Raw genomic sequence first — 20,135 nt, forward strand, 5'->3', positions numbered from 1 at the left:
GACGCCCAGCTGGAACCGGCCGGCCGGTGGGTGGCGGACCAGGAACTCAAGCAGGCCAACGGATCCCTCGTCGGCCCAGTGCACGTCGTCGAGCAGCAGGAGGCCACCCGTCTCGGGCGTGACGACCTCCAGCAGCGTGCGGACGGCCCGGTAGAGCCGGTGCCGGCCGACGCCGTGCAGATCGGCCTGGCTGGGGTCGGCGCCGTGGAAGACCGAGGCCAGCAGCTCCACCGCCGGCTCGCCGATCCGCTTGCGTTCCTCGTCGTCGAGGCGGGCGACCCGGTCGGCCAGCGCGTCCAGGAACACCGCGAACGGCACGTGCTGCTCGAACTCGGTGGCCCGGCCGGCGAACGCGCCGCCACGGGCGCGGGCGAACTCGCCGAGCAGGCTGGTCTTGCCGATTCCCGGATCGCCGACGATCTCGATCAGGCGGGCCGGACCCGGCGCGTTGAGCAGCGTCAGTTCGCGTTCCCGTCCGACGATCGGGCGGCTGGTCGCAGTCACTCATGTCCCCTCAGCGCAGTTCGGCAAACAATACGCACCCGGGGTCGGCGGAAGTAGTCGAGAACAAATGGTGGGATGGATCGGCGGCCGAACGAAGTCAGGGCCAGACCGACACTTGGGTCAGGCCGGTCAGCCGGGACCCCGCCGCCGCCCGCACGCGCACGTAGCGGGCCGTGACCGTTGACGGCAAGCCGATTTTCACGAAGCGGTCCGAGCCCTCGGCGGCGGCCCTGGTCGTCCAGCTCACGGCGTCGTCACTGGTGTCCACCGTGAGCGCGCCGGCCGGATTCGCGCGGGCGAAGACCGTGCCGACCGGCTCGGGTTTGCCCAGGTCGACGTACACCCAGCCGTTGGCGGCGCACTGTGCGTCGGCGCAGGACGGGTCGGCCAGCGGGTGGTCGAAGGAGCCGTCGGTGAGGGCGCACGAGGCTGGCCGGCCCTCGGCCACACAGGGCTTGCCGCGGGATTCCGGCGCACCGGCGGTGCCGCGGAAACCGATGCCCTGGCTCGTGTACCAGAGTTGGAAGGTGGTGTCCGGGCCGGGCGCGCTCGCGGCGGCCGAGATGTGCACCACGCCGTTCGCGTCCTCGAACTCGCGAGCGTCCATTGTGGCCGACGGTTCGGCCGGGCCGGACCAGATTTCCTGGCCGTTGACCGCGAAATGCGCGGTGTATTCGTTCATATTCTTGAAAGGCGCCCAGTCGAGCGCGACGTTTTTCGCGTCGCCCTTGGCCGTGACGTGGTCGGGCTCCCAGAACCGCAGCGGCGGCACGGTGAGGTCCGGCCGCTGGATCTCGAAGGAGGCCCGCACGCTCGGACCGTCCACTTGGGAGCCGGTGCGGGGGAGCTGGGCCGTCAGGTCGAAGTTGGTCGCGGTGTTGAAGGTTCCCCGCACGTCCGACCCGTTCATGTGGACGGTGTACGTGCCACCGGCGTCGGTCTCCGTGCGCTGCAACAGCTTGCACAGCGGTGGCGGGTCGTCGGCCAGGCATGCGGTGCCCAGTGTGGCGGCGACCGGGATGCCCTGGAAGGCCAGCTCGCCGAGGTCCGGGATGCGGGTCAGGGCCAGCCGCAGGTTGCCGGCCGGCGAGCCGTCCTGGCGGGCGACCTTGCCGGTCAGCGTCACCTTGGCGTCGGTCGGGACCTTGCTCTGGGCGCAGCCGGCTGTCCCCGTCGAGACCAGCAGCGCCGCGACCACGAGCCGCGCGGCCGGCCGCGTGATGTGCATGGTTGGCGATCGTAGGGGCGTTCGCCGCTGGTCGGAGGCGCTTTGATCAATGTTCTGAAGCACTGTGACTTCAGTGATGGGTGAAAACAGCGGGAATGCGATGATGATGGTTCAACGTTCAACTGCTTGATGGACGAGGGTTCAGGAGAAGGGAAGGGCATGACCGCACCAGTGGAGTTCGGGGTCGACACCTTCGGCGACGTCACCGTGGACGCCGAGGGCAACCGCAAGTCGTACGCGCAGGTGTTGCGCGACGTCGTCGACGAGGCGGTGCTGGCCGACCAGGTCGGCATCGACTACTTCGGCGTCGGCGAGCACCACCGGGACGACTTCGCCGTCTCCGCGCCCGAGGTGGTGCTGGCCGCGATCGCCGGCCGCACCTCACGCATCAAGCTCGGCACCGCGGTGACCGTGCTGAGCTCCGACGACCCGGTCCGTGTGTTCGAGCGCTTCGCCACGCTGGACGCGGTGTCCAACGGGCGGGCCGAGATCACCCTCGGCCGCGGCTCGTTCACCGAGTCGTTCCCGCTGTTCGGCTTCGACCTCGGCGACTACGAGGTGCTGTTCAGCGAGAAGATCGACCTGATGGCCCACCTGCTGACCGAGCAGCCCGTCACCTGGGAGGGCACGGTCCGGCCGCCCCTGACCAACGCCAACGTCTTCCCCAAGACGGAGAGCGGCCGTATCAAGACGTGGGTGGGCGTGGGCGGCAGCCCGGAGTCGGTGGTGCGCGCGGCCAGCTACGGCATGCCGCTGACGCTGGCCATCATCGGCGGCGACCCGGCGCGGTTCGAGCCGTACGTGGACCTGTACTACCGGGCGCTGGACCAGGTCGGCCTGGAGCGGCTGCCGGTGGCCGTGCACTCGCCCGGCTTCGTCGCCGACAGCGACCAGGAAGCGGCCGATCTCGTGTGGCCGCACACCAGGAAGATGCACGACCGGATCGGGCGTGAGCGCGGCTGGCCGCCTATGACCCGGGCCCAGTACGACGGGGAGATCGCGAACGGCTCGCAGTACATCGGCTCGCCCGAGACGGTGGCCCGCAAGATCGCCCGGACCGTGAAGACGCTGGGCGTGCAGCGGTTCGACCTGAAGTACTCGAACGGGACCATCCCGCACGAGGACGCCCTGCGGAACCTGGAGCTCTACGGCACGAAGGTCATCCCTCTCGTTCGCGAGTTGCTGGCCGCTGGGGAGTGACCCGCAGCTCCGCCAGGACCCGGACGAGGTCGCGGTCCTCGATGTCGCTGCTGCCGTAGAGGCGGGGGTGCGGCATCGCGGGGCCGCGGCGGAAGGCGTTGCGCAGGCGCTGGGTGAAGTGGTTCGTCGTCATGGCACCAAGTGTGCTCTGAGGTAAATCCTGCCAACAGTGGCAGGAGAGACGCTGGTGCGCAAAATCCTGCCATGTACGCTGGTGGCGTGCTGAGATCGGTTGCCGCGCTGGTCGTGGACGGGGTCGCCCCGTTCGAGTTCGGCGTGGTGTGTGAGGTGTTCGGCATCGACCGGACCGACGACGGTGTGCCGCCCTTCGACTTCCGGGTGTGCGCCGAGCGGCCCGGCGAGCCCGTGCGGACCAGCGTCGGCATCCAGCTGACGCCGGACCGCCCGCTGGCCGACCTGGTGTCCGCCGATCTGGTCGCCGTGCCGGCGTGCACGGTTCGGGTCGACTACCCGCCGGCCGTGCTGGACGCGCTGCGTGAAGCGGTGGCCAGGGGAGCGACCGTGCTGTCCGTGTGCAGCGGCGGCTTCATGCTCGGCGCCGCCGGGCTGCTGGACGAACGCGCCTGCACCGTGCACTGGCGCTACGCCGACGAGTTCCAGCGCCGGTTCGCCAAGGCCCGCGTCGACGCCGATGTGCTCTACGTCGACGACGGCAATCTCGTCACCAGCGCCGGCACCGCCGCAGGCATCGACGCCTGCCTCCACATCGTCCGCCGCGAACTCGGCTCCCGCGTCGCCGCCCTGATCGCGCGGCGCATGGTCGTCGCCCCGCAGCGGGAGGGCGGCCAGCGGCAGTTCGTCGAGATGCCCGTGCCCGAGTGCACCGCCGACAGCCTCCAGCCCGTCCTGCTGTGGATGCTGGAAACCCTGACCGAGGAGCACTCGGTCGCCGAGCTCGCCTCCCGTGCCGCCATGTCCGAGCGCACCTTCGCCCGCCGCTTCGTCGCCGAGACCGGCACCACCCCGCACCGCTGGCTGACCACCCAGCGCGTGCTGCACGCCCGCTCGCTGTTGGAGCAGAGCTCCTACGGCGTCGAGGAGATCTCCCGGATGGCCGGCTTCGGCACGCCCGCGCTGCTGCGCCACCACTTCCAGCGCGTCATCGGCGTCACCCCGACCGACTACCGCCGGTCCTTCTCCGCATGAGCTAGCCGTCGACGAACGTCACTGTTTCGTTGAGCGGCGCCCGGCCGACCCGGCCCAGGTCCACGGTGGTGTCCTCGTAGCCGATCGACATGCCGCAGAACAGGATCAGGTCGTCCGGCGGCGACACGACCTCCGCGACGGACCGGTGGAACTTGGCCCACGCCATCTGCGCGCAGCTGTGCAGGCCTTCGGCGCGGAGCAGGAGCATGACCGTCTGGAGGAACATGCCGGCGTCCGACCACTGCGGCCGCCCCATCTCACGGTCGATGTAGCAGAACAGTGCCGCCGGGGCGCCGAATGCGGCCCAGTTGTCGGTCGCGGCCCGTTGCCGGGCTTCGACGTCGGCGCGGGAGATGCCGAGCGAGCCGTAGCGCTGCCGGCCGAAATCGGCGCGACGTTCCTGGTACGGGGACTTCAGCCCGTCCGGGTACATCGTGTACTGCGGCTCGTCCCACGCCTCGCCCGCGGCGATGCGTTCCGCGATGCGCTTCTTCAGCTCCGCCAACGGTGCTCCGGTGACGACGAACGCGTGCCACGGCTGGAGGTTCGAGCCGGACGGCGCCCAGACCGCGGCGGACAGCACCCGCCTGAGCACCTCCGGCTCTATGGGTTGGTCGACGAACTTCCTTACCGCGTGGCGGGTTTTGACCGCCTCGTAGACGTCCATGGTCACTTCGACCGCACCCAGTCGCGGTAGTGGGTGCCGGCCAGCTGGGCGTCGGCCGGGGCGAGCAGCGCGTCGCCCTTGATGACGGCGAACAGGCCGGCCGTGTCGTCGGTGACGACGTGGCGATCGGTGCCCTCCAACGTGATGCGGCCGAGCTCGTCGAGCGTGAAGACGTCGGGGCCGGCGATGTTGCGCGTGCCGTTGAGAGGCGCGTTCGCGGCGGCGTCGGCCACCGCGGCGGCGACCTCGGCCGAGGTGATGGGCTGGATCGGGGTCGCCGGCAACCGCACCACATCGCCGTCGGTGGTCCACGACATCGTCGGCTCGGCGAACTCCATGAACTGGGTGGCCCGCACGATCGAGTACGGGATCGAGCCGGCCTTGACCAGGTCCTCCTGGAGGGTCTTGGCCCGGTAGTAGGCCATCTCCGGCACCCGGTCGACGCCGACGATGGACAGCGTGACGATGTGCCCGACGCCGGCCTTCTCCGCCGCCGCCAACAGGTTCGTCACCGACGTGCGGAAGAAGTCGAGGGAGGCGTCGTCGAAGGTCGGCGAGTTGGTCACGTCCACCACGACCTCGGCGTCGCGCACGGCGTCGTCCAGTCCTTGGCCGGTGAGAAGGTCGACGCCGGTGGAGCGGGAGTGACCGGTCGCCTCGTGACCGGCGGCGACGAGGTCCGCGACCACCTGGTTGCCGATGAGTCCGGTGCCGATGACTGCGATCTTCACGGGAGGTCCTTCCGGTAGAAGTCGGCTGCTGACAACGTTTCTGGGACGCCGAGCTCCGCCGCCACGGCAGTGATCGCCCGCGTGGCGACGGCGTCGTCGACCTGGCCGTCGGTGGTGTAGTGCGGGGCCACGAACTTGTCGTAGTAGGCCCGGATCTCCTCGCGCGTGTGCCGGCCGAGGAACGTCTCCAGGTGCTTGACCGTGATGTCGGGGTCGTTGTGCAGCACGTGGAGGGCCCGGCGCTGGGCGCGGACGACGGCCTGCACGCCAGGGTCGTCGGGGCTGAGGTGGGTGGGATCGACGGCGACGCCGACGGTGGGGATCCGGAAGTGGTCGCCGACCCAGGCCAGCACTCGCCAACCATGTTGGGCGGCAACGGCTTCGGGGTTCATGGTGCTGCCGACGTAGGCGGCGTCGATCGTGCCGTCGGCGAGATGGCGGAGGTCGAGGCCGTAGTCGCCGGGGGCGCGGACGAGGCAGTTGACGTCACGGTCGGGGTCGAGGCCGGCCTGGCGCAGCACGATGCGGGCGAACACGCCGGGTGCGGTGTGCGGCGCGTGCACGGCAAGTCGTCGGCCGGCCAGATCTTTCAGCGACTCCACGCCGGGGCGGGCCAGGAACCAGAACAGCGGGCTGTGGGTGTTGACCGTGAGCGCCACCCACGGGATTCCGTTGGTCAGGCGCGAAAGCAGCGCCCGGCCGAGGCCGATGGTGGCGCCACGACGCAGCCGCTCCTCGCTCCAGGCGACGCCGTCGTGCAGCGCGACGCGGACGTCTTCCGCCTCGTAGAAACCTTCCTGGTCCGCGATGTGGGCGACCAGTTCCTCGTGCATGCCCCGGCCGACGTAGGCGAGATCGACGGTGTGCATCAGCTTTCTCCTTGGCGCGTCGGGATTCCACGGGCCGTGTTGGGGGAGGGCCACCAGGCCGCGTCCTCGACGGCGGTCGCCGGTGCGCCGGTGAGCCGGGGGACGACGTCGGTGACCATGGCGACCTCGCCACGGGCGATCGCCTGGTACCACGAGATCCAGGTCTCGATCTGCGTCCCGCTGACGCCCCGCCGCCACCTCTGGGCGAAGGCCTGCTCGAAGGTCTCGGGTTCGTAGCGGTAGGGCCGGCCGGTGGCCGCGGCGATTCGTGTGACCGCCTCGTCCAGGGTCAGGGCCTCGGGACCGGTGATCTCCAACGTCGCACCGTCGTACTGGTCGTCGAGGGCGGCCGCCGTGATCACGGCGGCGATGTCGTCGTGAGTGACGAAGGCAGCGCGGCCGTCCCCGCCCGGTCCGCGCACGACGAAATCCTCGTCGGCCAGGGCTGCTGGCGTTGATGTGTAGATGCCGGCCCGGAGGATCGTGTGGCGGATCCCGGCTCCGGCCAGGAACTGCTCGGTCAGCCACTGGTCGCGGGCGTTGAGGTAGGTGGCGATGGGAGAGGCGCCGACCAGGGACACGTACAGCACCCGCCGCACGCCGGCCTTGATCGCCGCCTCGACCGCGGTGGCGTGCTCCTCCAGCCGGCGGCCCGTGCGGTGACCGGAGACAAGGACCAGGGTCTCGGCCCCTTCGAGCGCCGTGCGCATGGCCTCGGCGTCCGCGTAGGCCGCCGGACCGCGCCGCTGTGCCGCCGGCAGCTCGGGCAGACGCTCCGGGCTGCGGCCGACGAGGAGTTGCGGGACGCCTTGCTCGGCGAGCCGGGCTGCGACCCGGCTGCCCAGCGCCCCGGTCACCCCCGTGACCGCTACGGTGCCGTGCTCAGCCATGAGTCGTCGCTCCAACCGGTTCTGTGCGGTAGAACTCGGCGGCGGTGAAGGTGGCGGGGACACCGAGTTCGGCTGCGACGGCAGTGATCGCCTGTGCGGCGACGGCTTCGTCGACCTGGCCGTCAGTGGTGAAATACGGCTTGTAGTACCTGGCATAGTGCTGGCGGACCTCCTCCTCGGTCTGTCCGCCGAGAAAGGTCGCCAGGTGCCTGATCGTGGTGTCGGGATCCTCGTGGATGACCTTCAGCGCCCGCCGGTGGGCGCGGACGAGGGCTTGGATCGCCGGGTCGTCGGGGTCGGTGAAGGTGGGGTCGACGGCCACGCCGGTGGTGGGGATCCGAAAGTGGTCGCCGACGAAGGCCAGTACCCGCCAGCCGTGTTCGGCCGCCACCGCGTCCGCCGCGAAGGTGTCGCCCACCACTGCGGCGTCGACCGTGCCGGCGCGCAGCCACCGCAGGTCCATGCCGAAGTCGCCGGGCATGCGGACGGTGGGCTGGATGTCGCGATCCGGGTCGATACCGGCCCGGCGCAGCACGATCCGGGCGAAGACGCCGGGCCCGGTGTGCGGCGGGTGGATGGCCAGCCGCCGGCCGGCCAGGTCCTGCAGGGTTTCGAGGCCGGGGCGGGCCAGGAACCAGAACAGCGGACAGTGCGTGTTGACGGTGAGCGTGACCCAGGGGATGCCGGTGTTCAGCCGGGACAGCACGGTCCGGCCGAGCCCGATGGTGGCCCCGCGACGCAGCCGCTGCGGGTCCCAGACGCTGCCGTCGCGCAGGACGACGTGCACGCCCTCGTCGGCGTAGAAGTCCTCCTGGTCGGCGATGTGGGCGACCAGTTCCTCGTGCGGTCCGCGGCCGACGTAGGCGAGATCGACAGTGTCCATCAGTACATCGCCGTTCCGCCGTTGACCGCGGCCGTGGTGCCGGTCATGAAGGCGCTGTCCTCGCCGGCGTAGAAGGCGACGGCGCGGGCCACGTCGGCCGGCCGGGCCAGGCGGCCGAGGGGAGTGGCCGCCACCAGCCGGTGGTTCTGCTCCTCGTCGATGACGCTGGAGATCCTGGTCTCCGCCACCGGGCCGGGCTCGACGACGTTGACCGTGATGCCCTGCGGACCGAGCTCCTGGGCCAGGTATCGGGCGAACTGCGTCAGCGCCGCCTTGGCCGTGCCGAGCGCGATCATGCCCTCGCGGGGGCGTCGGCTCAGGCCGGTGCCCAGATAGATGACGCGGCCGCCGTGCCCGGTCATGTGCGGCAGGACCGCCTTGGTGACCACGAAGGCCGCCTTGAGTTCGTCGTCCAGCTTGCCGCCCAGCTCCGTCCAGGTCATGTCCTGGAACGACTTGATCGCGTACGGCGTGAGCGCGTTGTGCACCAGCACATCCACGCCTCCCCAGGTCGCGTCGACGTTGTCGATCATGACCCGGACCGCGTCGGCCTCACGCACATCGGCCTGCACGGCCATCGCCTGGCCGCCGGCCTTTTCGATGTCCGCCACCACTCCTTCGGCAGCGTCCTTGCTGTGCAGGTAGTTGACCACCACCCGCATTCCGCGCTCGGCCAGCAGCCGGGCGGTGGCCGCCCCGATGCCGCTGCTGGCACCGGTGATCAACGCGACTTTCTCCCCAGTCATCCTGTTCTCCCTTGACTACGGGTGGTCCTCTCGGATCGCCCCGTACAGCACGGTGTCCACCGTCGTGCGGAAAAGATCGGCGGCCGTGCGGTTGAGTTGGCTCGGCAGCCGCGAGTTCAGCAGCCGCTCCACCGCGCCGCGGGTGATCTCACCCAGCAGCTCCGGCGGGGCCGTCAGCACTCCCTGCCGTTGTCCCTCTCGGAACAGTTCCTCCAGCGGCTGGTAGACCACGGCGTCGATGCGGTGCTCCACGTGCCGGCGCAGGACCGCGTCCCCGCGGCCGGTGGCCAGCTGGGCCGCCCCGATGGCCGACAGGCCGTCGCACGCGGCGACCAGGAACTTCCGCAACCGCTCCCCGAACGGCCGGCCTTCCGCCTCGCGGGCCGCGTCGGCGATGAGCCGCTCGATCACGCCGAACTGCCGGTCCAGCACCGCCGTCATCAGGCCCTGCTTGTCCGGGAAGTGCCGGTAGATCGTCTTCTTGCTCATCCCCAGGTCGCGGGCCAGGTCGTCCATGCTCACCCGGCCGGGCCCCAGGAACATCCGCCGCGCCGCCGCGAGGATCGCCTCGGTCCGCTCGGAAACGTCGGAAACTATTTCGGTTTCCATAGTTTCCACCCTGCTCCGCAGGAGTCACGGTGTCAAGGCCGCCCCGATGTCACAACCCGGTCGGGGGACGTGTCCAACCAGGTGAAGGCAGTTCGACCAGGGAGGACAGCGTGATGAAGACCATCGAGGTCGAGGACTCGTTCATGGCGTACCGGGAGGCCGGCGCGGGGGACACGACGATCGTGCTCCTGCACGGGAACCCGACGTCGTCGTACCTGTGGCGCAACGTCATGCCGGTGCTGTCCGACCGGGCCCGGTGCCTGGCGCCGGACCTGATCGGCATGGGCGACTCGGGCAAACCGAACATCGGCTACCGGTTCGTGGACCACGTGCGCTATCTGGACGCATGGTTCGACGCGCTGGGCCTGGACGACGTGGTGATCGTCGGCCAGGACTGGGGCGGGGCGCTGGGCATGGACCGGGCCCGGCGGCGCCCGGACCGGGTGCGCGGGCTGGCGCTGGTGGAGACCTTCCTGCGGCCGCTGAGCTGGGCCGAGATGCCGCCACTGGGGCAGGACCTGTTCCGGCGCATGCGGTCGGCCGAAGGGGAGCAGATGGTGTTGCGGGACAACCAGTTCATCGAGTTCAACCTGCCGTTCGGGGTGGCGTCGGGGCTCGCCGTCTCCGACCACGACGAGTACCAGCGGCCCTATCCGGACGAGCGGTCCCGCCGTCCGCTGCTGGCCTGGCCGCGGGAGATCCCGTTCGACGGCGAGCCGGCCGACGTGCATGATCGCGTCGTCGCCTACGGGCGGTGGATGGCCGAGACCCCGGAGGTGCCGAAGCTCGTGATGACGGTCGAGCACGGGATCGGCATGGGCTCCGCGGAGACGGCGACCTGGGCCAAGGAGACCTTCGCCGCGACGACGGTGGTGTCCGTCGGGCCGGCCGGGCACCAGGCGCCGGAGGATCAGCCCGAGGCCATCGGCCGGGCCATCGCCTCTTGGCTGTGGGCATGAGCGAGCTTGCGAGCGAATCATTCAACGCAGAGCGTCCGCGGACGCGGACACCGAGCGCTAGCGAGGTGCCGCAGTGAGTGACGTCGTCGCCCGTGCCGTCGACGGGGATCAGGACGCGCTGGGGGAGATCGTGCGGCAGCTGCGCGATCCCCTGTACCGGTTGGCGCTGCGCATGGTGTGGCGGCCCGCCGACGCCGAGGACGCCACCCAGGAGATCCTCATCCAGGTGATCACCCGCCTGTCGTCGTTCCGGGGCGAGGCCAAGCTGCTGACCTGGGCGTACCGGATCGGCGTGAACTACCTGCTCAACCTGCGGCGCAAGACGCCGCAGGAGGCGCGTGAGCTCAGCCTGGACGAGTTCGGCGCCAACCTCGCCGAGGGCCTGGCGGCCGAGGACTACGGCGGTCCCGACGCCGAGCTGCTGGGGCACGAGGTGCGGCTGTCGTGCACCCAGGCGGTGTTGCAGTGCCTGGAGCGGTCCGAGCGGGTCGCCTACGTGCTCGGCGACATCTTCGAGCTCACCTCCACCGAGGCGGCCTGGGTGCTGGACATCTCGGCCGCCGCGTATCGGAAGCGGCTGGAGCGGGCCCGCGAGCGGCTGCGGGCGTTCATGGGCTCGACCTGCGGGGTCGTGACCGCCGCCGGGTTCTGCCGCTGCGCCCGCCGGGTCGAGCAGGCCGTCTCCGTCGGACGCATCGATCCCGCAGCGCCGCTTCTGGTCGGCCACGCCGTCAACGGCCGTGGTGTCCGCGAGGCCGCCGCGCAGCTGCACCGGCTGCACGACGCTGCCGCCGTGCTGCGGGCCCACCCCGACTACGCGGCGCCGCGTGACCGCACCGACGCCATCGTCGGCCTGCTGCGCTCCGGCTCCTTCCCGCTGCTCGACTAGGGGTTGCGCTACCCAGGGATGATTCCGGATCAGCTGCCGGTATGACGTCAGCGCAGGTCCCGCGTTCCTATTCTTCGGGTGTATAGCCGGAGGAGGGAACCATGGACGTCTACCGACTGGCCACACTCGGCCTCGCGGGCATGCGGCGCCCACTCGACCGGCTCGCCGGGCGTTGGCGTCCGGAGGAGCGGGCCAGCGAATGGGCCCTGGGCCTGCGCTTCCCCCGCGAGGACCTGTCCGGTCTCGACGTCGGCGCCCGGGTGGCCTTCGCCGCCGCCCGCGCCGACGCCCTGTGGAACCACGGGCTCACCATCGGCCTCACCTCCGGCGCCCGCTCCGTGGCCGAGCAGCAGCTCCTGTTCGACGAGGCCGTCGCCCAGTACGGCAGCGAATCCGCCGCCCGCCAATGGGTTCTGCCTCCCACCGAGTCCCTCCACGTCCAGGGCCGGGCGTTGGACGTCCGCCCGCGCGAGGGCGCCCGTTGGCTCGAAGCCCATGGGCACCGCTACGGCCTCTACCGCACCTACGCCAACGAGTGGTGGCACTTCGAGCACTGGCCCCAGTTCATCGGCACAAACTCCCGTCCGGCAATGCGCCCCGACCCCCGCACTCCGGCCCACCGCCTGTAGCTTTCGCGGCATGGCTATGCAGGTCGCGGTGTTGGTCTCCCATGGCGGCTCCAACTTCCGGGCCCTCCACTCGGCTTCTTTGGTTGCGGGGGCCCGGTTCGCCGTGTGTTTGGCCGTCAGCAACAACAGTCTTTCCGGTGGTCTCGCGTACGCCCGCGTGCAGGGCATCCCGGCCCTCCACCTCTCAGGTCGTACGCATCCGGTGCCGGCTGCGCTTGATGCGGCCCTGGTGGATTCGCTGGTGGCTTGCGGTGCGGATCTGGTTGTCACCGCTGGCTACATGAAGAAGCTCGGACCCCTCACCTTGGCTCGCTACGCCGGGCAGATCATCAACATCCACCCGTCCCTGCTCCCTCGGCACGGTGGGCCCGGCATGTACGGCCTCGCCGTCCACCAGGCCGTCCTCGCCTCCGGCGACACCGTCAGCGGTCCGTCGGTGCATTACGTCACCGCCGACTACGACGCCGGCGAAGTCATCGCCCAGCGGGAAGTCCCTGTGCTGCCCTCGGATACCGCCGAGACATTGGCGGCGCGGGTGTTGGTCGCCGAGCACCAGTTGTTGCCGGAGGTTGTGCAGCAGTTCGCGACTCAGGCGTGAGTGGCCCATGTGAGCCGGATGCTTGGTGAACAAGACCTCAGAACCGCCTCCCGCCCGCCCTTTCGCGGGCGTCGGTCGGCACTCTTTGCCCACCCCACGCCTGACTTCCGGTTCTGTGTCGTTCGCGGCCATCTTCCTGTAGCGGAAAGAACTCGACACATGGTTGCCCGAAGGGGGGACTCGCGGGGGGTGGGTGGAGACCCCCGCGAGTCACGCTCTCGGGCGCCAGGGCGAGTTCCGCCCTCGGGCATTTTCCGGCGTGGTTGCGTCGGGTGGGTGGGCCCGAGGACGGGACTCGCCGGCCCGAGAGCGTGACTCGCGTTGTTAGAGGGGGTGGACGAGGAAGGTGAAGTCGGTGTGGATGCGGGCGTCCGGGGACACCGGCAGCTGGATGCGGTCGGCGAGGACGAGACGGCGGACGGCGGAGCGGCTGAGGTGGAAGCCGGCCATGAGGAGCTTCACGACGCGGATGGGGGCCGGCAGTTCGAGGCGGACGACGACCTCCAGGGCAGTGGCGTCGGGGCTTTCCAGGTCGTAGAAGGGCAGGTCGGTGTCGAGCGCCCAGGTGCCGGCCCAGTCGAGCAGGTAGGGCGTGCGGCGGGCGAGGGAGACGTCCGTGGCCAGCTCGCGCACGATGGCGGGATCGTTGTTCTCGAACCGGACGAGACGGTCGTGGTCCAAGGCGGAGACGTGGATGCGCTCGTGCACGGGGACCTTGGAGGTGCGGCCGCAGTGGTCGCAGCCGATGAGCAGCCAGACGTCGAGGAGCTTGCCGCTGGCGTTGACCCGGACCTTGCCGGTGGGATGGTGTCGCTGGGTGCGGCACGAGGGGCAGCCCCTCACGATGGCGGGCAGACCAAGCTCCCGGACGACCCACAGGGCCTTGCGGTCGACGTCAGAAGGCACGGGGGTATCGCGAAGGTGACTCATGAGGTGGCCGAACTCCAAAAAAGCACGGGGGCACGCCGAACGCGCCCCTGGGGGGATCAGTGGCAGACGGCCGGCGCCGCGCAGTGAGGCGGGCACACCGGCCGGGCACGACGTCGGATGCGACGCCGCGTGAGGGAAAGCCCGCGCAGGGCGGACTTCAACGGGGATACAGCCACTGATCACACGAACATGTCGGCCATGGTCATGGAACCGCAGGCCGACGGACAACCGATTTAACGCCGACCGGGGTCATGGTTGCCCGGGAGCGGGACTCGCGGGTGAACGAACGGCCCGCCTCCGAAGCGGAGGCGGGCCGTCGAGCGAAAGCGGTCAGGCGTTGGGGTTGAAGTTGATGCCGGGAGGCATCGAGTGCTCAAGCCCGTAGTTGAAGTTGCCGTCGTTGATCTTGATGGTGGCGTCGCCGAAGTTGGCCGACATCAGCTTGTCGCGCAGGCCGTCCGGGTAGCCGTTCCAGCCGACGAGCGGGGGGTAGAACCAGCCGTGGGTGTAGTTCTCCGGCGGGTCGTCATTCGAGTTGGCCAGCCGGATGAAGTGCGTGCTGGTGCCGTCCTTGTGGTAGACGACCTTCACGTGCGTGCCGTCGAAGCGGGCGTCCGAGGCGGAGTACCACTTCCAGCCGCTGTGCTGCGAGGTGGACACGTAGTCGACCCGGTTGGCCGCCACGTTGATCCACACGACCACGTGCTCCCAGTCATGGGTGTGGCCGATGGCCAGCGGACCGAGGGTTGCCTGGTCCTTCTCGAAGTAGCTCGCGTACATGACCGCGCAGTAGTCGCCGTTGCACTTCTCGCGCGAGTACGTGTTCGAGTTCTGCAGCTGGGCCGGGTCGTGGCAGTGCCCGTTGACGTCGCCGCCGAGCTTGAGCCCGGGGTTGAGGGTGCCGTCGGACCCGATGGCGGCGGTGGCGTAGCAGCCGTCGCCATCGTAGTCGTAGGCGGGCGAGAAGGACTGCTCCCACCCGTCGGCGTTCTGCGGCAACGCGTGGAGGATGGCGGCACCGGCAGGGCTTGGCAGGGACAAGGTCAGCACCGCGACGCCCAAGGCAGCCGCGAGCGCGGACAGTTTGCGCACATCCACTCCTAGGTGTTTCTTGGCGGCGTAAAAGAACTATGCCCAGATCGGCCCGGCCGATCAAGGCACAATTCGGTGACTCCCTTGTGTTCCAAGGGAGTTCACGCCGCCGACACCCCGATCAGCCGTCAGCCGATGGCGTCCCGTGACCGGTGCACGGCCTCCAGCAGCAGCTGGGAGACGTCCCGAACGGACACATTCGTCCCGATGTCCTCGCTCTGGCGCTGCACGAGGCCGTCGCTGACCATCACGCGACAGAACGGGCATGCCGTCGCGATGGTCTCGGCCCCGGTGGCCAGGGCCTCGTCAACCCGCTCCAGGTTGATGCGCTTGCCGATCCGCTCTTCCATCCACATCCGCGCGCCGCCGGCGCCGCAACACAGGGAGCGGTCGCCGTGTCGGGGCATCTCGGTCAGCGCGGTGCCGGCCGCGGCCGCGAGCTCGCGGGGCGGCTCGTAGACCTTGTTGTGCCGCCCCAGATAACACGGGTCGTGGAAGGTGATCTGCTGCGCGGCGCCGCCGGCCGGTTGGATGGGCGTGAGCTTCTTCTCGCGCACCAACCGGTTCAGCAGCTGGGTGTGGTGCACGACGTCGTAGTTGCCCTCCAGCTGCGGGTATTCGCGGCCGAGTGTGTTCATGCAGTGTGGACAGGTGGTGACGATCTTGCGACGGCCGGGTTCACGCTCGCCGAAGGTTTCGTTGAGCAGGCCGGCGGTCTCCTGGGCCAGCATCTGGAACAGGAACTCGTTGCCGGAGCGGCGGGCCGGGTCGCCGGTGCAACGCTCGCGGTTGCCCAGCACGCCGTAGTTCACGCCGGCGATGTGCAGCAGCTCGGCGGTGGCCTGCACGGTGGCCCGGGCCTTGTCGTCGAACGCGCCGGCGCAGCCGACCCAGAAGAGGTACTCGGCGTCGTCGGGCAGCTCGCCGGTGATCACCGGCACCTCGAAGTCGAGGTCCTTGGCCCAGTCCAGGCGGGCGTTGTTGTTCTGCCCCCAGGGATTGCCCTTGTTCTCCAGGCCGCGGAACAGCGCGCCCAGCTCGGTCGGGAACTCGGACTCGATCATCACCTGGTAGCGCCGCATGTCGACGATGTGGTCCACGTGCTCGATGTCCACCGGGCACTGCTCGACGCAGGCGCCGCAGGTGGTGCACGACCACAGCACGTCCGGGTCGATGATGCCGCCCGTGGCGACCAGCGGAACGGGTTCGCCTTCCTTCTGTCCCATGACGTACGGCGCGCGGTCGAACAGGTGGTCCCGCAGGTCCATGATGACCATCTTGGGGGACAACGGTTTCCCGGTGTTCCAGGCCGGGCACTGGGACTGGCAGCGGCCGCACTCGGTGCACGTGGCGAAGTCGAGCATGCCCTTCCACGTGAAGTCCTCGATCTTGCCGCGCCCGAAGATGTCGTCGTCGCCGGGATCGGTGAAGTCGACGGGCTTGCCGCCGGACTCCACGGGCAGCAGCGGACCGAGGGCGTTGGGCAGCCGCTTGGCCGACACGTTGAGCGGGGCCAGGAAGATGTGCAGGTGCTTGGAATGCACCACCAGCACGAGGAAGCCCATGATCACGGCGATGTTGCCGAGCAGGAACACCGTCTCGATCACGGCGTTCACGGTCGTTCCCAGCGGGGCCAACGCATGCGCGACGAGCCAGGTGGCGAACGGCCAGCCGCTGTCGCCGAACGGGAAGTGCCCGGTGTTGTACTGCCCGGCCCGGTACAGCAGCAGCGTCACCATCACGCCGGCGATCATGGCCAGCACCAGCCAGGCCGGCCCGGTGTGCGAGCCGTAGAACCGGGAGGCGCGCTCCTTGCGTTCCGGCGCGTTGCGCACGCGAATCACCGCGAACGTCGCCAGCGCCGCCAGCACGGCGACGGTGAAGAAGTCCTCCAGGAAGCCGAGCCAGGGCTGCCGGCCGATCCACGGGAACGCGAAGTCCTCGTCGAACAGGGCGCCCCACGCCTCGACGATGGTGAACAGCAGGATGACGAAGCCCCAGAAGGTGAAGAAGTGGGCGAGTCCGGGCACCGACCACTTGAGCAGCTTGCGCTGGCCGAACACCTCACGCAGCTGGGCGGCGGCCCGCGCGCCGAGCCGGTCGGTGCGGCCCGACGCGGGCTGCCCGGACCGGATCAGGGCGGCCAGCCAGAGCACCCGTCGGCCGGCGAGCGCCAGGCCGGCGACGGTGATCAGCAGGCCGAGGATGAGACGAACGATCAACGGGGTTCAGCTCCACTCCGGTCGGAACCAGCCGGCGTAGTACCGGCATGCCTTGCACGCGTAGCGCATCTTCCGGACCCGCCAGTGCCGCTGGTACAGCTCGAAGCCGCGCCAGGGGGCGCTGTGCAGTCCGAGCTGGTCGTAGTGCCGCAGTGACGAGCCGGTGTCGACCTCGAACTGCTCGGTGGCCCAGCCCAGGTGCGCCCGGCGTAACGAGACGCCGCAGTCGGGCAGCAGGTGCTCGTTGCAGAAACGGTGCAACAGCACCAAGTCGGGCAAACCACGGCCGGACGGGCTGTTGTCGAGATAGTCGACGACGACGTGGCCCGGATGGAACTCGCCGACATGGTCGACGAGCACGGGCAGTCCACAGTAGACGCACGGGTGCCGAAAGCCCCGCTTGACCGAGGACGCCGTTGTGATCAAGGCCACAGACCGGAGGTTACTGGTGAGTTGGGAGGCGCGCTACTCCCATCCGTATGCCGGTGATCGAGATCGGGACGGCCGAATGGCCGTCCCGACTACGTCGAAAGGAGTAAAACCGCTGCTCAGACCGCTCGCAGCGCCTCCAGCGCCTTGTCCGCGTGCACGGCCATGCGCAGTTCGCTCTTGATGGACGCGATCACCCGGCTGTCGGACCCGATGACGAAGGTCTGGCGGCGGGTCAGCACCGGCCCGAACTTGCGCCGCACCCCGAACTGGGTGGCCACCACGCCGTCCGGGTCGGACAGCAGCGGATAGTCGAACGAGTTCATGGCCGAGAACTCCCGCTGCTTGCCGACGGCGTCGGGGGAGATGCCCAGCCGCTGCGCCCCGACCGCCTCGAACTCCGCGCCCAGGTCGCGGAAGTGGCAGCTCTCGGCCGTGCAGCCGCCGGTCATCGCCGCCGGGTAGAAGAACAGCACGACCGGGCCCTTGGCCAGGAACTCGGACAGCCGCCGGGGCTCACCGTGGTCGTCGAGCAGCTCGAAGTCCGCGACCAGGTCGCCGTTGTTCATCGGGATCCCTCCGGTTTCGGCGGCAGCGGGAAGAAACCGCTGGTGCGGCGAACGTACTCGGCGTAGCCGGGCCGGGAACCCATGGCCCGCTCGGTCAGCGCCTTGCCGGTGCCCTTGGTCAGGAAGAACGTCATGACCAGCGGCGACAGCACGGTCAGCGCGCCGACCCAGTGCTGGCACGCCATCAGGTAGAGGCCCCACCAGACGGTCGCGTCGCCGAAGTAGTTGGGGTGGCGGGTGTAGCGCCACAGGCCGCGGTCCATGATCACGCCCTGGTGCGCCGGGTCGGCCTTGAACCGGGACAGCTGCCAGTCGCCGACCGACTCGAACCCGATGCCGACCAGCCACACCGCCGCCCCGATCCAGGTCAGCAGGCCCAGCGAGCTCTCGTACTGGGCGGCCTGCACCGGCCACGACACGAACCACATGATCACGCCCTGGACCAGGTAGATCTTGCGGAACGCGTACCAGTGCGGATTGCCGGTGGCCCGCTTCATCAGCGCCACATACCGCGGATCCTCGGGACGGCGGCCGTTGCGGAGCTGGATGTAGGTGGCCAGCCGCAGACCCCAGACGACGGTCAGGGCCGTCACCAGCCAGCCCGAGCCGGAGACGATCAGCCCGACCACGGCGATCACCGCGAAGCCCAGGCCCCACACCGTGTCCACGCCGTCGTGCCGGCCGCGGGCGACGGCCACGCCGAGGGCGATCAGCATCACCACCAGCACGGCGCCGGCGGTGATGCCCAGATTGGCCAGCAGTCCGGCCAGGTTCACGCGACAACCTCCCCAAGGCGGGTCCTCGGCATGCCGCTCCCGCCGGACGTCGTGGGCCGGACGGCGAGGATCTGGTCCACGCCCATCCGGTTCTCCTGGAACGCCAGCGCGCCACCGGCGAAGTACAGCCGCCACACCCGCAGCTGCCCCTCACCGACCAACGCGGTCAGCTCGGCGGCCCGTTCCTCCAGGGTCCGCGCCCAGGCGTCCACGGTCCAGACGTAGTGCTCACGCATCGCCTCGACGTCCCGCACCTCGAGGCCGGCCCGCTCCAGCATGGCGATGGTCTCGCCGACCGGCCGCATGTGCATGTCGGGGGCCACGTAGCGCTCGATGAAGGAGCCGCCGCCGGGTGCCTTGGGCGCGCTCGCCACCCGTGACATCTGCTGGAGCAGCAGCCGCCCCTCGGGCTTGAGCAGGCGGAACAGCTGCGCAGCGTAGGTCGGGTAGTTGCCCAGGCCGACGTGCTCGCCCATCTCGACGGTCCCGATGGCGTCGAAACCGGTGTCGGGGATGTCGCGGTAGTCCTGGAGCCGCACCTCGACCCGGCCCTCCAGCCCCCGCTCGGCGATCCGGGCCTCGATGAACTGGCGCTGCTGGGCCGCGAGCGTCACCCCGGTCGCGTGCACGCCGTAGTGGGTCGCAGCGTGCAGGATCAGCGAGCCCCACCCGCAGCCGACGTCCAGCAGCCGCATGCCCGGCTTGAGGCCCAGCTTGCGGCAGATGAGGTCCAGCTTGTCCCGCTGCGCGTCCTCGACGGTGTAGTCCGGTGCGGCGGACGTCCAGTACCCGCAGGAATAGGCCATGTTCGGGTCGAGCAGCGTCCGGTAGAACTCGTTGGACAGGTCGTAATGGTGGGCGATGGCGGCCCGGTCCCGGGTCTTGGTGTGCTCCGCCCCGGACAGCCGCGCCTCCTCCGGCGGCGGCGCCGGCCGCATGCCGATCACCCCGAGCCGCAGTGCCTGCTGGACGGCGTGCAGGCGGTCGGCCGTTGAAAGTTTCACCTTGCCGACGCCCTCGCGCCGGGCCAGACCCCAGAACCGGGACAGGCCGTCCCGCAGATCGCCCTCGACGTCGATCTCGCCGGACACGTAGGCCCGGGCCAGACCCAGCTCGTTGGGATCCCAGAGCAGCCGCCGCAGCGCCTTCCGGGAGCGGAACCACCGTCGGGGCGTCGGCGGGGCCGGCCACGCTGCCGTCCCACGCCCGCAGCCGCACCGGCAGCTCACGAGGAACCGGCGCACCAGCCCGGCGAGGGTCAGAGCGACTGTCACTGGGGACCCCTTCTGCACAACTACCGTCACGGCATGCGTTCGTGCCGGCCCCCGTCGCCGGTTCGGGTCAGGGCGTGACGAGATGGTCGACCAGCAGGTTCAGCGCCGGCAGCGCGTCGGCGACGGCCGCCCGGGCCTGCGGCGGGAGCTGGTCCAGCGCGGCCGAGATGCGCCGCTCGTGGGCCTGCTGCCACTCGGCCAGCTGCTTGCGGCCGGCGTCGGTGAGCGACACCCGGGCCACCCGGCGGTCGGTCGGGTCGCTGTCGCGGACGGC

22 protein-coding genes and 2 pseudogenes are annotated in these 20,135 nt (G+C 70.0%); 6 read left to right on the forward strand and 18 right to left on the reverse strand.

The genetic code is table 11. The features are described 5' to 3' along the window. Together KUTG_RS62740 and KUTG_RS50455 are read right to left on the reverse strand one after the other, a co-directional pair. Positions 1–504, reverse strand: a 504-nt coding sequence (locus KUTG_RS62740) for an ATP-binding protein (protein ID WP_043727141.1), incomplete at its 3' end; no start/stop codon positions are given. A 97-nt stretch (positions 505–601) separates the two neighbouring features. Continuing rightward, positions 602–1,732, reverse strand: a complete 1,131-nt coding sequence (locus tag KUTG_RS50455) for a discoidin domain-containing protein (RefSeq protein ID WP_043727143.1) — start codon at positions 1,730–1,732, stop codon at positions 602–604. Positions 1,733–1,891: 159 nt separating this feature from the next. On the opposite strand from KUTG_RS50455, the gene KUTG_RS50460 reads away from it, so the two are divergent. Beyond that, positions 1,892–2,932 carry an LLM class flavin-dependent oxidoreductase gene (locus KUTG_RS50460; RefSeq protein ID WP_043727145.1) on the forward strand — a complete coding sequence of 347 codons (1,041 nt, stop codon included), beginning with the start codon at positions 1,892–1,894 and terminating at the stop codon, positions 2,930–2,932. On the opposite strand, the gene KUTG_RS60135 is transcribed toward KUTG_RS50460, so the two are convergent. Continuing rightward, positions 2,892–3,065, reverse strand: a complete 174-nt coding sequence (locus KUTG_RS60135; protein WP_157495377.1) for a hypothetical protein — start codon at positions 3,063–3,065, stop codon at positions 2,892–2,894. The two genes, KUTG_RS50460 and KUTG_RS60135, sit on opposite strands and share 41 nt — an antisense overlap. Before the next feature lie 86 nt (positions 3,066–3,151). Here KUTG_RS60135 and KUTG_RS50465 point away from each other — a divergent pair, with 86 nt between their 5' ends. Beyond that, positions 3,152–4,099 (forward strand): GlxA family transcriptional regulator, encoded by a 948-nt coding sequence (locus KUTG_RS50465; protein WP_043727147.1) that lies wholly within the window; start codon positions 3,152–3,154, stop codon positions 4,097–4,099. Position 4,100: 1 nt separating this feature from the next. On the opposite strand, the gene KUTG_RS50470 is transcribed toward KUTG_RS50465, so the two are convergent. Genes KUTG_RS50470 through KUTG_RS50500 form a run of 7 tightly spaced genes read right to left on the reverse strand, consistent with a single transcriptional unit; the run spans position 4,101 to position 9,494 of the window. Further along, on the reverse strand, positions 4,101–4,766 hold the full coding sequence (locus KUTG_RS50470) for a nitroreductase (RefSeq protein ID WP_043727149.1): 666 nt from the start codon (positions 4,764–4,766) through the stop codon (positions 4,101–4,103). Between the two features lie 2 nt (positions 4,767–4,768). After that, positions 4,769–5,497, reverse strand: a complete 729-nt coding sequence (locus tag KUTG_RS50475) for an SDR family oxidoreductase (protein ID WP_043727151.1) — start codon at positions 5,495–5,497, stop codon at positions 4,769–4,771. After that, entirely contained in the window at positions 5,494–6,366 is an 873-nt protein-coding gene (locus KUTG_RS50480; RefSeq protein ID WP_043727152.1) for an ABC transporter substrate-binding protein, read from the reverse strand. Before KUTG_RS50480 ends, KUTG_RS50475 begins: the two co-directional genes overlap by 4 nt. Further along, positions 6,366–7,256 (reverse strand): NAD(P)H-binding protein, encoded by an 891-nt coding sequence (locus KUTG_RS50485; RefSeq protein ID WP_043727155.1) that lies wholly within the window; start codon positions 7,254–7,256, stop codon positions 6,366–6,368. The genes KUTG_RS50480 and KUTG_RS50485 overlap by 1 nt, the downstream gene beginning before the upstream one ends. Next, positions 7,249–8,139 (reverse strand): ABC transporter substrate-binding protein, encoded by an 891-nt coding sequence (locus KUTG_RS50490; protein WP_043727157.1) that lies wholly within the window; start codon positions 8,137–8,139, stop codon positions 7,249–7,251. The genes KUTG_RS50485 and KUTG_RS50490 overlap by 8 nt, the downstream gene beginning before the upstream one ends. After that, complete coding sequence (locus KUTG_RS50495) at positions 8,139–8,885, reverse strand: SDR family NAD(P)-dependent oxidoreductase (RefSeq protein ID WP_043727159.1); 747 nt, start codon at positions 8,883–8,885, stop codon at positions 8,139–8,141. The genes KUTG_RS50490 and KUTG_RS50495 overlap by 1 nt, the downstream gene beginning before the upstream one ends. Positions 8,886–8,900: 15 nt before the next feature. Next, positions 8,901–9,494: a TetR/AcrR family transcriptional regulator gene (locus KUTG_RS50500; protein WP_043727160.1), complete on the reverse strand. Its 594-nt coding sequence runs from the start codon at positions 9,492–9,494 to the stop codon at positions 8,901–8,903. Positions 9,495–9,604: 110 nt separating this feature from the next. Here KUTG_RS50500 and KUTG_RS50505 point away from each other — a divergent pair, with 110 nt between their 5' ends. From KUTG_RS50505 to purN, 4 genes are all read left to right on the forward strand, one after another. Then, complete coding sequence (locus tag KUTG_RS50505) at positions 9,605–10,453, forward strand: haloalkane dehalogenase (RefSeq protein WP_255360995.1); 849 nt, start codon at positions 9,605–9,607, stop codon at positions 10,451–10,453. A gap of 73 nt (positions 10,454–10,526) precedes the next feature. Beyond that, the gene (locus KUTG_RS50510) at positions 10,527–11,342 is read left to right on the forward strand and encodes an RNA polymerase sigma factor (protein WP_043727163.1); all 816 of its coding nucleotides are present in this window, start codon (positions 10,527–10,529) and stop codon (positions 11,340–11,342) included. A gap of 101 nt (positions 11,343–11,443) precedes the next feature. Continuing rightward, a complete protein-coding gene (locus tag KUTG_RS65610; RefSeq protein WP_052396413.1) occupies positions 11,444–11,971 on the forward strand; it encodes a D-alanyl-D-alanine carboxypeptidase family protein in 528 nt (175 codons plus the stop codon). A 10-nt stretch (positions 11,972–11,981) separates the two neighbouring features. After that, entirely contained in the window at positions 11,982–12,569 is a 588-nt protein-coding gene (purN, locus tag KUTG_RS50520) for a phosphoribosylglycinamide formyltransferase (protein ID WP_043727164.1), read from the forward strand. A gap of 324 nt (positions 12,570–12,893) precedes the next feature. Here purN and KUTG_RS50525 read toward each other — a convergent pair whose 3' ends face one another. The 8 genes and pseudogenes from KUTG_RS50525 to KUTG_RS50560 form a co-directional block, all read right to left on the reverse strand. Then, positions 12,894–13,475: a DUF1062 domain-containing protein gene (locus KUTG_RS50525; RefSeq protein ID WP_232241377.1), complete on the reverse strand. Its 582-nt coding sequence runs from the start codon at positions 13,473–13,475 to the stop codon at positions 12,894–12,896. Between the two features lie 354 nt (positions 13,476–13,829). Beyond that, positions 13,830–14,591, reverse strand: a complete 762-nt coding sequence (locus KUTG_RS50530) for an NPP1 family protein (protein ID WP_043733657.1) — start codon at positions 14,589–14,591, stop codon at positions 13,830–13,832. A gap of 128 nt (positions 14,592–14,719) precedes the next feature. Next, positions 14,720–16,813: a (Fe-S)-binding protein gene (locus KUTG_RS50535; RefSeq protein ID WP_043727166.1), complete on the reverse strand. Its 2,094-nt coding sequence runs from the start codon at positions 16,811–16,813 to the stop codon at positions 14,720–14,722. A gap of 6 nt (positions 16,814–16,819) precedes the next feature. Then, on the reverse strand, positions 16,820–17,245 hold the full coding sequence (locus KUTG_RS50540; protein ID WP_052396415.1) for a hypothetical protein: 426 nt from the start codon (positions 17,243–17,245) through the stop codon (positions 16,820–16,822). 116 nt (positions 17,246–17,361) lie between these two features. After that, on the reverse strand, positions 17,362–17,811 hold the full coding sequence (locus KUTG_RS50545; protein WP_043727167.1) for a peroxiredoxin: 450 nt from the start codon (positions 17,809–17,811) through the stop codon (positions 17,362–17,364). Further along, positions 17,808–18,527 (reverse strand): DUF1295 domain-containing protein, encoded by a 720-nt coding sequence (locus KUTG_RS50550; RefSeq protein ID WP_052396861.1) that lies wholly within the window; start codon positions 18,525–18,527, stop codon positions 17,808–17,810. Before KUTG_RS50550 ends, KUTG_RS50545 begins: the two co-directional genes overlap by 4 nt. Positions 18,528–18,583: 56 nt before the next feature. Then, positions 18,584–19,799, reverse strand: a pseudogene (locus KUTG_RS50555) (class I SAM-dependent methyltransferase). Between the two features lie 129 nt (positions 19,800–19,928). Next, a pseudogene (locus tag KUTG_RS50560) lies at positions 19,929–20,135 on the reverse strand (MarR family transcriptional regulator); the annotation flags it as partial.

The organism is Kutzneria sp. 744 (assembly GCF_000568255.1).
Taxonomy (GTDB): Bacteria; Actinomycetota; Actinomycetes; order Mycobacteriales; family Pseudonocardiaceae; genus Kutzneria.

What these genes read in the sequence shown, in the direction of transcription:
- KUTG_RS50455 (WP_043727143.1), bottom strand. Translation starts at nt 1,732, where the DNA reads ATGCACATCACGCGGCCGGCCGCGCGGCTCGTGGTCGCGGCGCTGCTG.
- KUTG_RS50460 (WP_043727145.1), top strand. Translation starts at nt 1,892, where the DNA reads ATGACCGCACCAGTGGAGTTCGGGGTCGACACCTTCGGCGACGTCACC.
- KUTG_RS60135 (WP_157495377.1), bottom strand. Translation starts at nt 3,065, where the DNA reads ATGACGACGAACCACTTCACCCAGCGCCTGCGCAACGCCTTCCGCCGC.
- KUTG_RS50470 (WP_043727149.1), bottom strand. Translation starts at nt 4,766, where the DNA reads ATGGACGTCTACGAGGCGGTCAAAACCCGCCACGCGGTAAGGAAGTTC.
- KUTG_RS50480 (WP_043727152.1), bottom strand. Translation starts at nt 6,366, where the DNA reads ATGCACACCGTCGATCTCGCCTACGTCGGCCGGGGCATGCACGAGGAA.
- KUTG_RS50485 (WP_043727155.1), bottom strand. Translation starts at nt 7,256, where the DNA reads ATGGCTGAGCACGGCACCGTAGCGGTCACGGGGGTGACCGGGGCGCTG.
- KUTG_RS50490 (WP_043727157.1), bottom strand. Translation starts at nt 8,139, where the DNA reads ATGGACACTGTCGATCTCGCCTACGTCGGCCGCGGACCGCACGAGGAA.
- KUTG_RS50495 (WP_043727159.1), bottom strand. Translation starts at nt 8,885, where the DNA reads ATGACTGGGGAGAAAGTCGCGTTGATCACCGGTGCCAGCAGCGGCATC.
- KUTG_RS50500 (WP_043727160.1), bottom strand. Translation starts at nt 9,494, where the DNA reads ATGGAAACCGAAATAGTTTCCGACGTTTCCGAGCGGACCGAGGCGATC.
- KUTG_RS65610 (WP_052396413.1), top strand. Translation starts at nt 11,444, where the DNA reads ATGGACGTCTACCGACTGGCCACACTCGGCCTCGCGGGCATGCGGCGC.
- purN (WP_043727164.1), top strand. Translation starts at nt 11,982, where the DNA reads ATGGCTATGCAGGTCGCGGTGTTGGTCTCCCATGGCGGCTCCAACTTC.
- KUTG_RS50545 (WP_043727167.1), bottom strand. Translation starts at nt 17,811, where the DNA reads ATGAACAACGGCGACCTGGTCGCGGACTTCGAGCTGCTCGACGACCAC.
- KUTG_RS50550 (WP_052396861.1), bottom strand. Translation starts at nt 18,527, where the DNA reads ATGCTGATCGCCCTCGGCGTGGCCGTCGCCCGCGGCCGGCACGACGGC.